Below are 14,167 nucleotides of genomic sequence, written 5' to 3' on the forward strand. Positions count from 1 at the left end.
CATTCCCCGCCCTCCCCGACCGCGACGAATCGTGTATATATACAATCAATAGGACATGTCTAAACGGACATATTCAAAGAACATCCATCAGCCTTGAAAGCGCCGGTCGCACTCGCGCTCGTCGGAGATCTTGGCGCGACCGACGAGGCCGCCGGCGCCGACCACCACCGCCTCCTCGCCGACGGCGACGACCGCGTGCATCGCCGGCAGGACCTCCTCGGTGCGCACGCTCTGCTCGACCCAGGCCGGCTCGCCGCCGATGAGGACGCCGTCGGCGCGCACCAGCCATTCGACCTCGCGGGTCATGCCGGTGATCGTCGGCGGGTCGAACTGCGACTTGTCGACGAACACCCCGTTCACCAATACGAACAGGGCCCCGTCGGCGCCGCCGAGCGCCCAGTCGCTGCTGCTGCGGGCGATCGCGTGGAAGTCCGCGCTCGCCCCGGGCACTGCGGTCCAGGTCTGTCCGTCGTCGCTGACCAGGACCGCGCCCTCGAGGCCGGCGGCGACGAACGGCGCGGACGCGCGTCGATCGACCTCGACGGCCCGCAGCGCGCCGAGCTCGACCGGCGCGCTCGCCGGCGGCGCCCAGCTCGCGCCCGCGTCGGTGCTGACGAGCAGGGTCTCGTCGCCCACCGCCACGCACGTGCCCGCGTCGCAGCGCACGCCGGCGAGGTCGACCGCGACGCCGGCGTCGATCACTGCCCACGTCGCGCCCGCGTCCGCCGAGCGCACCACCACGCCGCCGTCGCCCACCGCCACGACCACCTCGTCGCCGGCGAAATCGACCCCGCGCAGCGACGCGTCGGTCTCGCTCGCTTGCGCCGTCCAGACCGCTCCTCCCGCCTGCCGGACGATCGCCCCGCCCTCGCCGACGGCGACCACGACGTCCGTCGCCGCCGCGACCGCGAACAGGTCGACCTCGACCGGGCTCTCCTCCTCGCGCCACTCGATCGGCCTGTAGTAGAGGTCGCAAGGCGTGCAGGCGGTCGCGCCGGGCAGCGCCGCGCCGACCACCGCGGCCAGCGCGAGCGAGCCGGCGAAGCGGAAGACGACGCGAGGACGGGCGCTCGCGCAGCGCGGGGACTTGGGACAGCGTGGCATCGTTCGAGCCTCGGGTGTGAAGCCAGGCCGCGCGCCCGCAGCAGGCCGCCGGCGCGAGGGTGAAGGTGGAGTAACCGCCGGCCCGATCGCAATTGGCGAGGCCATGAAAAACTTCACCGGCGCAGCGCGGACAGCCCAGCCTGCCCCGAACGCGCGCCCCCGAACTCGAGCTCGGCAAGGAGCGAGGCCTGCGCGATCCACCGGCTTTGCCACGAGCGCGGAGCTGCGCAGGGGTGACCTTTGTGGCCCAGCCTCCGTGCGGTGCGAGAAACATGGCAGCCTCAACGCTGACTCAGGTCGTGTGCGGACGGAGCGACGCTCGACGACCCCCAGCCCCGTACTGGTCACGAGCAGACGACATGAACGTAACCGTCAACCCGCCGAAAACTCCAGTCACCACCGGCAGCAACGGCGTCGCCGCAGCCACCGTGCCGAATGTCTGCAAGATGCCCGGACCGCCCGCCCCGTTCGTACCGACCCCCCTGCCGAACATCGGCAAGAGCGGCGAATCGCCGTCCGGCTTCTCGAAGACCGTCACCATCGCCGGCAAGAAGGTAGCGATCAGGGGCTCGACCTTCAAGTCGATCGGCGACATGGCGAGCAAGGGCACCGGCGGCGGCTTGGTCTCCGCCAACACCCACGGTCCGACCAAGTTCGTCGGCCCCGGCTCCCTGGACGTCAAGTTCGAGGGCAAGAACGTCCACCTCCTGAGCGACCCGATGCTCAACAACTGCGGTCCGAGCGGCAGTCCACCGAACTCCGCCACGTTGATGGGGCTCATCCAGGCGAGCGGCATGCTGATCGCGGTCGAGTCAGGCGACTGTGTCATCTGCAAGAAGCGTCACAAGGACTTTCGCGAGACGAAGGCTACAAAAACGGACGCTCAAGTGCTGGCAGGCAAGTACAAGCAGCAATTGGCGAAAAATGCCGCGTCGGACACGACCATGCTCGGCGTCGTCGAGTGCAAGTGCAAGACCCGGTACGCGGAGAAATCCAGCATCACGACGACCATCTTCACGGACGCCGCCAAAGCCGCCGGAATGAAGCATGCCCAGAGAGCGATGGACAACAAGCAGCGGAAGGACGCAATCTCCGCCCACATGCAAGCCCTCGGAAGAGCCGACGAATTCAACCGCGCCTGGCAGGACGCAGCGGAGCGTCACAAGGACTTCCAGTCGTCGCGCAAGACCGACGAGAATGCGCCCGCGGCCTATCCGCCAGGGTCGTGCGCGGCGCAGAAAGCCCTCTTGCTCCTCCTCGACGACGGCGCCATCCCCAATGCCATGACCGAACAATACTTCAGCAGCGCGGGCACTGCGACCTCCTCGAAGATCGCCTATGCTTACATCGACAAGTCGACCGGGGAGCGGGTGAAGTCGGCGGATTTCTTCAAACACGGCTCGTCCGTGCCGCCTTGCAGGACCTGTGAGCTTCTAGTACCTTTTCTCATCTGTGACCGAGGACAGACGGCGTGCGAACACAAGACCTAGAACCTGAGATGGAGGAGCTGTTGCTCCGCCTCGTCCCCGACCTCCCGGCACAGTGGCAAGGGGCGACCGAGCAGGAGATCGAGCAGCTCACGAAGTTCGCAGGTCGACCCTTGCCCCGCTTCTATCGCTGGTTTCTCCTGCGGATGGGGCGCAGCATGGGCGCCATCTCCTACGCGACCCTGGACTTCTCCGCGCCCAAGCTCCTCTCGTGCTACGCGGCACGGTTCACCACGCCCGACAGCCGCTTCCTCATGATCGCGCACGAGTCGGACGAGATGGTGCCGCTTCACATCTTCTATGACTTCGAGCACCCAGTCCGTGACGACGCGCGCGTCGTCCTCATGGATGCCGGCAGACAGGAGCTGTACAATCACTTCGAAACGCTCCGCGAAATGATCGCCTGGGGTCGGTTCCTCCAGCTGCGAGTCAAGGTGCAGCCGAATCGCTGCCGCGGAATCTTCTCGGATACGAGCGGCGACGTCCGGGAGCAGCTGGATCTCGTGCTCGACAGCCTCGGCTTCACCACGCCGATCCCGACCGGCCCGTATTGCGGGATCTACGAGGGCGATCGCGCGAGCCTGGTCACCTCCTCGTCCATCGACGATCCGCCGCGGATCCAGCCGTTTCAGCTCGGCGGCAAAGATGTCGGGTACCTCCGTCGCGTGCTCGGAGAGATCGCCGCCGAGACGTCCCTCGAAGTCGAGATCAAGGAATGGAACGGCTAGCGCCGCCCTCGCCTCGGCCAACAAGCTCTGCCAGAGGCGGGAGATAGCGAAAAGCCCGCCGAGGCCAGTGGCGACCAGAACTCCGACTGGGCCAAGGCACGGCTCTGCCCGGTCCAGCATCCCATGACCGCACCCCGGCCTCGGCCCGCTCTCCCGCAGGAATATCCCATCACCGCGCCGCCGACGGTCGCCTCCCTGCGCTTCGCCCCTCGTTCAGCACGCCTGCCACCACCTCGAGGTCGGCGGTGAACTTCGCCATCTCTGCGCGGCGGTCGGCCGACGTCGGCTGGCGCAGGATCGACGACGGGTGGACCGTCGCCAGCACGTGCGGCACGCGGTCGTTGGCGATCAGCTGCCCGCGCATCGTCGTCACGCGGAACGTCCGGCCGAGCAGCGCCTGCGCTGCGGTCGCGCCGAGGCACACCAGCACCTGCGGGCGGATGAGCTCGATCTCCTGCTCGAGCCACGGCAGGCACGCACCGATCTCGCGGGCGCTGGGCTTCTTGTGCAGGCGCCGGCTGCCGCGCCGCTCCCACTTGAAGTGTTTGACCACGTTCGTCACGTACGCGTCGTCGCGGGCGATGCCGGCCTGCTCGAGCGCCTGGTCGAGCACGCGACCTGCGGGGCCGACGAACGGCGCGCCGGCGATGTCCTCGTCGTTGCCGGGCTGTTCGCCGACCAGGATCAGGCGGGCGCTGCTGGGCCCGGCGCCGAACACCGTCTGGGTCGCGTTGCGGTAGAGCGGGCAGCCGTGGCATCCAGCCGCGGCCGACCGCAGGGTCGGGAGCGACAGCCGCTCCGGGAGGAAGTCCCGGGCGCTGCCCGTCACGTCGTCGTCTTCGTCGTCGTGCATGCTCGGAGTGTGGCGCGGGTTGCGACGACGCGCGCGTCCGCGGCCCTCGATTTTGTCGGGCGTGCTCGCCGGAGATCCGGTGCTACATACCGGCCATGCTCGCGCTCGCCGCATTCGCACAATCGCTGGCCTGCCCCGATTGTGCCCCCGTGCGCGCCGCCCGAACCGCGATCGCGGCCGATCCGGACCGCTGGTTGTACGCGTTCGGGGTCGCCGCGCCCTTCGTGGTCGCCTCGGTGGTGATCGCTCTGGTGTATCGCCTCGGCCGCAGCGGGCCGGGCCGGGAGGACTCGTCATGGCGGTGAAAGAGACCCACGACGGACCGCTGATCGCCGCCGGCATCGCCCTCGGCGTCGGCCTCGGCGGCTTCGTCGACGGCATCCTGCTGCACCAATTGTTGCAGTGGCACAACATGCTCAGCGCCCGCCTGCCGCCGGACAACCTGGTGGCCATGAAGATCAACATGATGTGGGACGGCCTGTTCCACGTGTTGACCTGGCTGATGACGGTGATCGGCCTCGCCTTGCTGTGGCGCGCCGGCGGCCGCGAAGATGTCCCGTGGCGCGGGCGGACTCTGGTCGGCGGCATGGTGCTCGGCTGGGGCCTGTTCAACTTCGTCGAGGGCCTCATCGACCACCAGCTCCTCGGCATCCACCACGTGCACCCCGGCGCGTACGAGCTCGCCTGGGACCTCGGGTTCCTCGGCTCGGGCCTCCTCTGCATCGCCCTCGGCATCGTCCTCGTCTGCCCGGCGCGTCGCTGAGCGCGCCGGGATGGTCGCCGCGCTCCTCCACGTCAAGAGCGAGTACTCGCTCGGTCAGGGCACCGCCACCCCGAGCGAGCTCGTCCGGCGCGCCGTCGAGTACGGCTATTCGGCGCTCGCCCTCACCGACGTCGAGACCCTGGCCGGCCAGGTCGAGTTTCACCACGCCGCGCGCGCGTGGGGCATTCGTGCGATCGCCGGCGTCGAGCTGCGCGACCAATTCGTGCCCGGCGAGCTCGGCCGCGAACAGGGCCGCCTCGTGCTCCTGGCCCGCGATCCCGGCGGCTACGCCAGCCTGTGCCGGATCCTCACTCGCCGGCGGGCCGGGATCGCCGGCGACAATGTCCGCGACTGTCTCGCCGCCCGCCCGACCGGGCTCTTCTATCTCAGCGACGATTCGACGGTGCTGTCGAGCTTGCTGAATTCCGGCGTCGACCCGGGCGACGTCCGCCGCCTCGTCCGCCCCGGCGACGATTCACGATCGCCGATCCCCGGCGTCGCCGCTCCCGACGTCGTCCTGCTCGACCGCCACGACCTCGAGCTGCACCGCGTGCTGGTGGCAGTGCGCACGCAGCAGCGCCTGGTCGACGTCTCCGACCTCGCCGCCGGGCCGCTGCCCGAACCGCGGAGCCTGCGCAGGTGGTTCGACGGGCCCTCTCTGGCCGAGGCCTCGCGCATCGCCGACGCCTGCACGTTCGACCTCGCCGCAGTGCGGGCCGAGCTCCCGCGCTGGCACCCGGCGACGGCCAGCACCGCGGAGGCCCACCTCGCGGCGCTGGCCCGCGAGCGCCTCGCCGGCGGACGCGACCGCGGGCGCTGGCGCGGTCCTGCGTATGAACGACGATTGACGCACGAGCTCGCGGTCGTCGCCGATCTCGGCTTCTCCGCCTATTTCGCCCTGGTCTGCGAAGTCACCGATCACGCCCGCCGCGAGGACATCGAGGTCGCCGCGCGCGGCTCCGCCGCGAGCTCCCTGCTCGCCCACGTCCTCGGCATCACCCCGATCGATCCGCTGATTCACGGCCTCTACTTCGAGCGCTTCCTCCACCCCGGCCGCAGCGAGCTGCCCGACATCGACCTCGACCTGCCCTCCGATCGCCGTGACTCCGTCATCGAATGGGTCCTGCGGCGATTCGGCGACGAACGGGCCGCCCGCGTCGCGACCATGCAGCGCCTGGCCGCCCGCTCCGCCGCCCGCGAGCTCGCGCGCGCCCTCGACCTCCGCCTCCGTGACGACGACGACGAGCTCCCCGCCGCCCTGCGGACGCCGCCCCTGCGCGCCCTGCTCGCGCGCCTGATCGGCAAGCCGCACCACCTGTCGGTGCACCCGGGCGGCGTCGTCGTCGCCGAGCCCGACCTCGCCACGTACGCCCCGCTCGAGCGGGTCCCGAGCGGCATGGTCGTCACTCAGTACGACATGCGCAGCCTGGCGCAGCTCGGCCTCGTCAAGATCGATCTGCTCGGCAACCGGGCCCTGAGCGCCCTCGCCGACGCGCGTCGGCTCGCCGGCGACCTCGACCTCGCGCCGGAGCGCGACGACCTCACGCTCCGGCGGATCCGCGACGCCGACACGATCGGCTGCTTCCAGATCGAGACCCCGCCGGTGCGCGCCACCCTGCGCAAATTGCCGCTCCACGACCTCGACGACGTCATGGCCGCGCTCGCAGTCGTGAGGCCCGGCCCGGCCTCCGGCGGCGCGCGGGCTGCCTACATTCGCCGCGCCCGCGGCGAAGAGGCTCCCCTGCCGCCGCACCCGCGGCTGGCAACAGTGCTGCAGGAGACCTACGGCATGCTGGTCTACGACGAGGACGTCATCGCCGCCCTCGCCGCCATGACCGGATGGTCGCTCGCGCGGGCCGACGCCGCGCGCACGACCCTGGTCCACGGCGAGGCCGATCCGGCCGCCCTCGCCGCCCTGCGGCGGGAATTCCTGGACGCCGCCGCGAACACCGGCGTCGCCGAGCGCGAGGCCGCGGTCGTGTGGGCCACCGCCCTGCGATTCGCCGCCTATTCGTTCAACAAGGCCCACGCCGCCGGCTACGCGCATTTGGCCTGGCGGACCGCCGCCATGAAATCCCATCACCCGGCCGCCTTCGCCTGCGGCGTGCTCGACCATTACGGCGGGCATTATCCGCTGCGCACGATCGCCGCCGACCTCGCGCGCCACGGCGTCCGCCTGCTCGCGCCGCACGTGCAGCGCGCCGACGTCGCCACCCGGCTCGAGGCCGGCGCCGTGCGAGTCGGCCTCAGCCACGTCAAGCACCTCACCGCCGCGAGCGTGCGGCGGATCCTCCTCGCGCGGCCGTTCGCCGACCTCCCCGCGCTGCTGCGAGCCGTCCCGCTCGGCGCGCGCGAGCTGCGGGCGCTGGTGCTGAGCGGCGCCTGCGACGGCCTCGCGCCGCTCGACCCCGACGCCTATCCGATCGCCCACGAGGACGTCCTGGCCCGCCTCGAGCACGACCGCTCGCCCGCTCGCCTGCACGGCTTCGTCGTCCGCGCGCCCGTCGGGCCCGCCGCCGACCTGTATCGCCGGCTCGTGCGCGTGCGCAACGAGCTCGCCTGCTTGCACATGCACCTGAGCGATCACCCGCTGCGGCTCCTCCGCGACGAGGCGCGGCGCGCCGGCTGCATCCCCACATACGCAGTCGTGGCCTGCGCCGGTCGCGAGGTGCGGCTGGTCGGGCTCATCGCCGCGTCACGCCGGCACCACGACGCGCGGGGACGCGTCATGCAATTCGTCACCCTCGAGGACGAATGGGGCCTGGTCGAGGCCGTCCTCTCCTCCGCCGTCTACGCCGCGCTCGGCGACCCGATCCGCAACCCCGGGCCGGTGATGGTCACCGGCCGGGTCGTGGTCGATCGCGGGCATCCGCACATCGACGTATCGCAGGTCCAGCCGTTTTATCGCCGGGCTCGGCCGTTCGCGGGGCTCCCGCGAAGTTGACGCGGGAGCTTGGCGCCGCGCTCACCGCCGCTTCGCGCCGGTCTTCTTGCGCGCGCTCGCGGCGTTGCGGCGGCGCGTCTCCCAGCCCTTCTTGGCCGCCTCGCTGCGCTTCTTGGCCGACTGGGTGCTGCCGCCGATCCGGCCGCCCTTGCGCGACGACGAGCGATTGGCCTGCTTGCCGCGGCCGCTGCCGGACTTCTTGCCGCCGCCCGTCTCCTTGTTGACGGTGGCCCACGCCCGGCGCTCGGCCTCGTCTTTGCCCACGCCGCGCTTCTCGTAGCCCTCCTCGATGTGCTCGGCCTGGCGCTTCTGCTTGTCGGTGTACTTTTCCTTGCTTCCGCGTGCCATCGGGATCCTCCTTCGGACGATTTGCTCGAGAAGGTGGCACACACACGAGCCCCGTCAACACGAGGCCCGCTGATTTCACGCGACCGATCGCGGCCATGATGGCGCGGCGGATCAGAACGGGACGCCGCAGCACTCGGTCGCGGCCGCGTTCAACGCCGCCCCGTCCATCCCGGCACATACGCCCGGATCGGGGCAGGAGGCGAAGTCCTGCTCGCCGTCGTTGCAGGTGCACGTGCCGTCCTGGCACACGAAGGACAGCCCGAGCACGTCCGGGCATTCGATGCCCGTCGCGCACACGCCCGCGGCGATGAACTGCGGCTCGACGTGGCAGTCCGCGCAATGGATGAGGTAGCTCGCGCCCTCGGCGAAGCACGGCGCGCTGGCCACGAACCCGGCCTTGTCGATCCCGTCGCAGTCGAGCGCCCCGCGGCAGGCGTTCCACGCCGTGGCGCTGCACAGGCACGCCGGCGTGTCCTTGAACAGAGTGTCCGTCTCGCAGCTCTCGGCGCACGTGACCGGATCGACGTCCGCCTCGCAGGAGCCGTACACGTCGCACACCTGGTCGCACGTCGCCTCGAAGCCGGCCATGTCGACGTCGCACAGGGGCTCGCCGCCCGTCGTGACGTCCCCGGTCGTCGTCGGCCCCGTCGCGGTCGCGTCCGTCGCGGTCGCGTCCGTCGTCGGCTCCGTCGCCCCGCTCGTCGTCGGCGTCCCGGTGGTCGTCTCGGAGCCCGAGGCCGACTCGGTCTCCTTGTCGGGGCAGGCGGTCAACAGGAAGATCGACGCTGCGCAGAAACCGGAAAATGTTTTCATCATCAAGCTCGTACCCACAAGTCGCATCTCGCGATGCTGGGCCAGCGAGCTCGGCTTGTCCAAGGCTTTCCTCACGCGGCCCCGCGGCCCCCAGGAATGCTCCAGAGCGCCAGTGCGCACATACCTCACAATCAAGCGCCGCTGATTCACCCATTCGAGATCCAGCAGCACGTCGCAATCACGAGAGGGCGCGATCGCCCGGGCGCAGGCCGCGCGAATCACCGTACACGGAAATCACGCTTGGCGACCTCGCCCGAGATGCTATGGCAAGCCCATGCACCTGCGACCTCTCCTTGGCATGATGATGATTTCCTGCACGGGCCTCGGCCTGCTCGCCTGCGGCGACGACGGCGACGCCTCGACCACCGACAGCGCCGGCACCGACGAGCCGACCACGGCCGCGCCGACGACCGAGCCGACCACGACAGTGCCGACCACCGGCACGCCGACCACGGACGGCGAACCGACCACCGGCGACAGCATGGGCGACAGCACCTCGACCACCGACGGCACCTCGACCGGGGACGAGCCCGCCCTCGCCTGTCACGCGCTCCCGCTGCCGGCCGCGCTGGTCGAGGACGGCGCATGGGACGACGGCCTCACGATCTCCGGCTTCGCCGGCTACGACGGCCTCACCCCCAGCGTCCACGACTTCGCCCGCGACGCCGAAGGCGGCCTGCTCGCCGTCGGGTACTTCCATTACATCGGCAAGGAGGTCGTGCATCCATTCGCGCGCGACGACGGCGACGGGTGGGTCGAAGACCCGAGCCTCGGCGTCGAGCTCGAGCGGCCGACGCTCTCGGCCGTGGCCGCCGACGACGGCGGCCGCGTCGCCCTCGCCACCTTCTCGGCGCTGCCGGCCGACCTCATGCAGCGCGAGGGCGAGATCTTGCTGGCCGACGGCGGCGAGTTCGAGACGATCGGCAGCTTCCACGGCGCCGTGCGCAGCATGGCCTGGTATGACGGCGAGCTGTGGGTCGCCGGCGTGTTCTCGATCGACGGCAAGCCGGCCATGCCGCACCTCGCGGTCTGGGGCGACATGGGCTGGCACGCCCCGCCGGGCGGCTCGCTGACCGGCACCGGCGCCTTCGAGCTCACCGTCGACGACGACGTCCTGCTGGTCGGCGGCGCCTTCACCGGCGTCGGCGGCGTCTCTGCGCATTCGGTGGCCGCGTGGGACGGCGCCGACTGGACCGCCTTCGACCTGCCGAATTCGACGGTGTTCGCGCTGGCGCGCGACGGCCAGGGCGATCTCTACGCCGGCGGCTTGTTCTCGATCGAGAACAGCGTCGAGACCGGCGGCATCGCCCGCTGGTCCGGCCAATCATGGCAGTCGGTCGCCGGCGGTCTGGCCAATCCGACCTTCCGCGGGGTCGTCTCCGACCTGGCCGTTCGGTCCGGTGAGCTCCACGTCGCCGGCTGCTTCACCTCGGCCGGCGGCGTCCCGAGCGATCCGGCCGCGATCCCGGCGCCGGGGCTGGCGCGCTGGGCCGGCGGGGCCTGGGAGGCGCTCGCCGATCCGGCCGGCGGCGTCGGCACCGCGTGGTTCACCCCGCTGAAGTGCGGCGACGAGGGCCCCGACGCGATCTGGGACGCCGCCTACCAGCGCCTGTTCGTCGACGGCGACCGGCTCCTCCTCGGCGGCTCGTTCTCCGGCGTCGACAATGTCGCCTCGCAGAGCGTCATCGCCCTCGGCGCCGACGATCAATGGGTCGCCCAGGGCGAGCCCGGCCGCGGCTTCTCCGGCGCCTCGCGCTCGCTCGCCGTCGGCGGCCCCGAATGTGCAGTCCACGTCATGGGCGGGGTCAGCCACGCCGGCGCGCTCGCGGTCGACAATCGCGTGTTGCGCGACGACGGCGACGCCTGGACCCCCGTCGGTCCGCCGCTCCCCGCCGGCGCCTATTGTTGGCAGCTCGCGGTCGACGGCGCCGGCGTCCCCGTCCTCGGCTGCGACCTGCCGTCCGAGAACGACCTGCCGCCCGAGGGCGGCGCGCTGCGGCTCGTCGACGATTCGTGGCAGGTCGTCGGTCTGCCGTTCGCGCAGGGCGGCGTCGCGGCCGTCGGCTTCGACCCCGCGGGCGCGCTGTGGGCCGCGGGCGGCGGCGGCGAGGGCTTCGTCGCCCGCGAGGACGGCGACGCGCTCGTGGTCTTCGGTACGAGCAATGGCCGCGTCGCCTCGCTCGCGTTCCGCCCCACCGCCGAGGGCGAGCCGGTGCAAGCCGTCGTCGGCGGCTACTTCAGCGAATTCGCGGGCGCCCCGGCCGGCGGCGTCGCCCACTGGAACGGCGACGCCTGGGAGCCGCTCGGCGACGGCATCGTCGGCAGCGTCCTCGCCGTCGCCTACGCCGAGGACGGCGCGATCTATGCCAGCACCGCCGACGACGGCACCCCGAATCGACCGATCCTCGCCCGCTGGGACGGCGCCGCGTGGGCCGACGTCGCCACGCCCGAGCCCGGTCCGGTCGACGCCGGCTACGCCTTCTATTCGCTGCTCGCCCGCGGCCAATACGTCGTCGCGTCCGGCTTCGCCTGGCCCGACTCCGGCCAGCGCAACCTGTTCGTCTACGACGGCGCCACCTTCGCCAGCCTGCGCGGCGGGGCCACTGCCATCTACGTCGAATCGACGGCGCTGGCGAAGAACGGCCTGTGGTTCGGCGGCACGATCGCCGAGGCCGGCCCGCCGGAGGCCCGCGTCTCGTCGGTCGGGATCGCCCACCTCCGCTGATTGACCCGACTCGTCCGCTCCCGCGGCGTCGCGTGCGTCTCGTGCGCGTCGCCGCGGATGCGAATGAAGAGGGACGTCCGGGCGGTCCCGAGGAGCGCTCCGACGGATCCACGGAGCCGACGGCATTTGCGCACCCTGCCCCACCAGGGCCTCACCGGCGAATTGCCATACCCGACGGCTATCCCGTAGAATAACTGCGTTCACCACGGACATGATCGACGCACTCGCCGTTCTGCGCGCCTTCGAGCCCTGTGACGTTGTCTGCAGGGCCTGCCGCGTCCAGCGAAACTGCCGCGACGATCACGCCGAGGCTCGCACCGTCGAATCCTCGCGGGCCGCGGCAATGGGGTGTCGTCGCATCGGCCGGCGTTCGCATCCGCTCGCTGCGCGATCGCGCAAAGTTGCGCCGCTTCGCGGCTTCGGGGCATCATCCAGGGCGTTCGATGGAGAGCGGCCGCGCATGAGCTATCACGAGCCCATCTTTGCCATGAGCCTCGATCCCGCCCTATTGCTCGACCCGCAGGGCGTCGTCACGCGCGTCAACGCCAGCTGGCAGCCCACTTTCGGGCATTCTGCGGACGACCTGGTAGGTAAACCCTTGCTGGGTCTGTTGCCCCCGCAGGAGGCCGAGCACCTCGGCCAGTGGCTCGCCGCTCTCCCCGCCGACGGCGGGCCGCAGGATCTTCATACTCGGGTCCGCGCCGGCAACGGCGAATATCGTCTCCTCCACCTGCGAGCCGCGCGCGAGCCCGATTCGGGCGTCATCTGTCTGATCGCGCGCGAGCGCTGGGTCGACGAGGGCGAGCGCGACCACCTGCGGGGCATCGGTCACCGCTGGGACGCGCTGGTCCACTGCCTCTCCGACTTCGTCGTCACCTCCGACCTCGAGGGCGTGGTCCTCACCATCAACCGCGAGGTGCCGGGGATCCCGACCGACCAGCTGGTGGGTCGGCCCGAGAGCATGTTCACCCCGATCGCCCCCGACGAGCGGCCGGCGCTGCGCCAGCGGTTCGCGCACGTCATCCACACCGGCGAGACCCTCACCTACGAGACCCAGGTCCTCTACCCCGACAACACCTACGGCACCTTCGAGAGCCGGCTCGGCCCGATCTTCGACGGTGCGACGATCACCGGCACCGTCCTCGTGACCCGCGACCTCACGCGCCAGCGCCAGGCCGAGGAGGCGCGGCGGATGGCCGAGCAGCAGATCCGCGAGTACACCATCCAGCTCGAGCGCAGCAACCGCGAGCTCGAGCGGTTCGCCTCGGTCGCCTCGCACGACCTGCAGGAGCCGCTGCGCAAGATCCAGGCGTTCAGCGACCGCCTGCGCCAGAAGTACGAGGAGCTGCTGCCCGAGCCCGGCCGCGACTACGTCAATCGCATGCAAGAGGCCGCCAAGCGGATGCAGGACCTCATCAACGACTTGCTGATGTTCTCGCGCCTCACCACCAAGGAGCAGCGGCACGCACCGGTCAACCTCAACAAGATCCTGACCGCCGTGCTGTCCGACCTCGAGGTGCGGGTCGAGGAGAACGAGGCCAAGATCGAGGCCGAGGGGCTGCCGATGATCGAGGCCGACCCGATGCACATGCGGCAGCTGTTCCAGAACCTCATCAGCAACGCGATCAAGTTCCGCCGGCCGGACAAGGCCCCTGTGGTCAAGATCACGGCCGAGGAGCTGCCGGCCCGCGGGCGGGCGACCAGCGTGATCATGCGGGTGTCCGACAACGGCATCGGCATCGACGCGAAGTACCACGAGCGGATCTTCGGCATCTTCGAGCGCCTGCACAGCCGCGGCAAGTACGAGGGCACCGGGGTCGGCCTGGCGGTCTGCCGCAAGATCTGCGAACAACACGGGGGCTCGATCCGGGTCGACAGCGAGACCGGCGAGGGCAGCACCTTCATCGTCGAACTCCCGCTCCGTCAGGAGAGGAAGCACCAGTACCCATGAAGTCGAACAGCAAGCGACCGATCACTATACTCATCGCGGACGACGATCCGGAGGATCGTATGCTCGCCGCCGAGGCGCTCAAGGAGAGCCGCCTCGCCAACGACATCCGCTTCGTCGAGGACGGCGAGGAGCTCCTCGACTACCTGATGCTCCGGGGCCGCTTCAGCAACCCCGACGACGCGCCGCGGCCGGGCGTCATCCTGCTCGACCTCAACATGCCGCGGAAGGACGGCCGCGAGGCGCTGCGCGAGATCAAGGAGACCCCGGACCTGCGCCGGATCCCGATCATCGTGCTCACCACCTCCAAGGCCGAGATCGACATCTACCGCACCTACGACCTCGGCGTGAACTCCTTCATCGTCAAGCCGGTCACCTTCGACTCGCTGGTCGAGGTCATGCAGATCCTGCGCAAGTACTGGTTCGAGATCGTCGAGATCGCCGCGGACTGAGG

General features: G+C 70.6%; 12 protein-coding genes. 8 read left to right on the forward strand and 4 right to left on the reverse strand.

Annotation, left to right across the window (positions count from 1 at the left end):
* Positions 1 to 87 precede the first annotated feature (87 nt).
* Entirely contained in the window at positions 88 to 1,104 is a 1,017-nt protein-coding gene (locus tag O0S08_RS33375; protein ID WP_269033468.1) for a WD40/YVTN/BNR-like repeat-containing protein, read from the reverse strand.
* Positions 1,105 to 1,463: 359 nt separating this feature from the next.
* On the opposite strand from O0S08_RS33375, the gene O0S08_RS33380 reads away from it, so the two are divergent.
* Together O0S08_RS33380 and O0S08_RS33385 are read left to right on the forward strand one after the other, a co-directional pair.
* Positions 1,464 to 2,594, forward strand: coding sequence for a PAAR-like domain-containing protein (locus O0S08_RS33380; protein ID WP_269033469.1), 1,131 nt, complete (start codon positions 1,464 to 1,466; stop codon positions 2,592 to 2,594).
* Complete coding sequence (locus tag O0S08_RS33385) at positions 2,576 to 3,319, forward strand: SMI1/KNR4 family protein (RefSeq protein ID WP_269033470.1); 744 nt, start codon at positions 2,576 to 2,578, stop codon at positions 3,317 to 3,319. Before O0S08_RS33380 ends, O0S08_RS33385 begins: the two co-directional genes overlap by 19 nt.
* Before the next feature lie 169 nt (positions 3,320 to 3,488).
* On the opposite strand, the gene O0S08_RS33390 is transcribed toward O0S08_RS33385, so the two are convergent.
* Positions 3,489 to 4,172 (reverse strand): UdgX family uracil-DNA binding protein, encoded by a 684-nt coding sequence (locus O0S08_RS33390; protein ID WP_269033471.1) that lies wholly within the window; start codon positions 4,170 to 4,172, stop codon positions 3,489 to 3,491.
* Positions 4,173 to 4,267: 95 nt separating this feature from the next.
* On the opposite strand from O0S08_RS33390, the gene O0S08_RS33395 reads away from it, so the two are divergent.
* From O0S08_RS33395 to O0S08_RS33405, 3 genes are read left to right on the forward strand one after another with little or no spacing between them, the layout of a single operon-like run.
* Positions 4,268 to 4,477: a hypothetical protein gene (locus O0S08_RS33395; protein WP_269033472.1), complete on the forward strand. Its 210-nt coding sequence runs from the start codon at positions 4,268 to 4,270 to the stop codon at positions 4,475 to 4,477.
* Positions 4,468 to 4,935 (forward strand): DUF2243 domain-containing protein, encoded by a 468-nt coding sequence (locus O0S08_RS33400; protein WP_269033473.1) that lies wholly within the window; start codon positions 4,468 to 4,470, stop codon positions 4,933 to 4,935. The genes O0S08_RS33395 and O0S08_RS33400 overlap by 10 nt, the downstream gene beginning before the upstream one ends.
* 10 nt (positions 4,936 to 4,945) lie before the next feature.
* A complete protein-coding gene (locus O0S08_RS33405) occupies positions 4,946 to 7,879 on the forward strand; it encodes a PHP domain-containing protein (RefSeq protein WP_269033474.1) in 2,934 nt (977 codons plus the stop codon).
* Between the two features lie 21 nt (positions 7,880 to 7,900).
* Here the strand turns inward: O0S08_RS33405 and O0S08_RS33410 are convergent, their stop codons facing one another.
* Positions 7,901 to 8,227 (reverse strand): plasmid stabilization protein, encoded by a 327-nt coding sequence (locus tag O0S08_RS33410; RefSeq protein ID WP_269033475.1) that lies wholly within the window; start codon positions 8,225 to 8,227, stop codon positions 7,901 to 7,903.
* Positions 8,228 to 8,338: 111 nt separating this feature from the next.
* On the reverse strand, positions 8,339 to 9,040 hold the full coding sequence (locus tag O0S08_RS33415; RefSeq protein ID WP_269033476.1) for a hypothetical protein: 702 nt from the start codon (positions 9,038 to 9,040) through the stop codon (positions 8,339 to 8,341).
* Between the two features lie 274 nt (positions 9,041 to 9,314).
* Here O0S08_RS33415 and O0S08_RS33420 point away from each other — a divergent pair, with 274 nt between their 5' ends.
* From O0S08_RS33420 to O0S08_RS33430, 3 genes are all read left to right on the forward strand, one after another.
* The gene (locus tag O0S08_RS33420) at positions 9,315 to 11,765 is read left to right on the forward strand and encodes a hypothetical protein (RefSeq protein ID WP_269033477.1); all 2,451 of its coding nucleotides are present in this window, start codon (positions 9,315 to 9,317) and stop codon (positions 11,763 to 11,765) included.
* A 460-nt stretch (positions 11,766 to 12,225) separates the two neighbouring features.
* Positions 12,226 to 13,716 (forward strand): sensor histidine kinase, encoded by a 1,491-nt coding sequence (locus tag O0S08_RS33425; protein ID WP_269033478.1) that lies wholly within the window; start codon positions 12,226 to 12,228, stop codon positions 13,714 to 13,716.
* Positions 13,713 to 14,165, forward strand: a complete 453-nt coding sequence (locus tag O0S08_RS33430; protein ID WP_269033479.1) for a response regulator — start codon at positions 13,713 to 13,715, stop codon at positions 14,163 to 14,165. The genes O0S08_RS33425 and O0S08_RS33430 overlap by 4 nt, the downstream gene beginning before the upstream one ends.
* The last annotated feature ends 2 nt before the right edge of the window (positions 14,166 to 14,167 follow it).

Origin of the sequence: Nannocystis punicea (assembly GCF_026965555.1) — a bacterium.
In the GTDB taxonomy this organism is placed as follows: domain Bacteria; phylum Myxococcota_A; class Polyangia; order Nannocystales; family Nannocystaceae; genus Nannocystis; species Nannocystis punicea.

Excerpts from the sequence above, each read along its gene's own strand:
- O0S08_RS33390 (WP_269033471.1), bottom strand. The coding sequence starts at position 4,172 with ATGCACGACGACGAAGACGACGACGTGACGGGCAGCGCCCGGGACTTC.
- O0S08_RS33425 (WP_269033478.1), top strand. The coding sequence starts at position 12,226 with ATGAGCTATCACGAGCCCATCTTTGCCATGAGCCTCGATCCCGCCCTA.
- O0S08_RS33430 (WP_269033479.1), top strand. The coding sequence starts at position 13,713 with ATGAAGTCGAACAGCAAGCGACCGATCACTATACTCATCGCGGACGAC.
- O0S08_RS33420 (WP_269033477.1), top strand. The coding sequence starts at position 9,315 with ATGCACCTGCGACCTCTCCTTGGCATGATGATGATTTCCTGCACGGGC.
- O0S08_RS33405 (WP_269033474.1), top strand. The coding sequence starts at position 4,946 with ATGGTCGCCGCGCTCCTCCACGTCAAGAGCGAGTACTCGCTCGGTCAG.
- O0S08_RS33400 (WP_269033473.1), top strand. The coding sequence starts at position 4,468 with ATGGCGGTGAAAGAGACCCACGACGGACCGCTGATCGCCGCCGGCATC.
- O0S08_RS33380 (WP_269033469.1), top strand. The coding sequence starts at position 1,464 with ATGAACGTAACCGTCAACCCGCCGAAAACTCCAGTCACCACCGGCAGC.
- O0S08_RS33395 (WP_269033472.1), top strand. The coding sequence starts at position 4,268 with ATGCTCGCGCTCGCCGCATTCGCACAATCGCTGGCCTGCCCCGATTGT.
- O0S08_RS33410 (WP_269033475.1), bottom strand. The coding sequence starts at position 8,227 with ATGGCACGCGGAAGCAAGGAAAAGTACACCGACAAGCAGAAGCGCCAG.
- O0S08_RS33415 (WP_269033476.1), bottom strand. The coding sequence starts at position 9,040 with ATGAAAACATTTTCCGGTTTCTGCGCAGCGTCGATCTTCCTGTTGACC.
- O0S08_RS33375 (WP_269033468.1), bottom strand. The coding sequence starts at position 1,104 with ATGCCACGCTGTCCCAAGTCCCCGCGCTGCGCGAGCGCCCGTCCTCGC.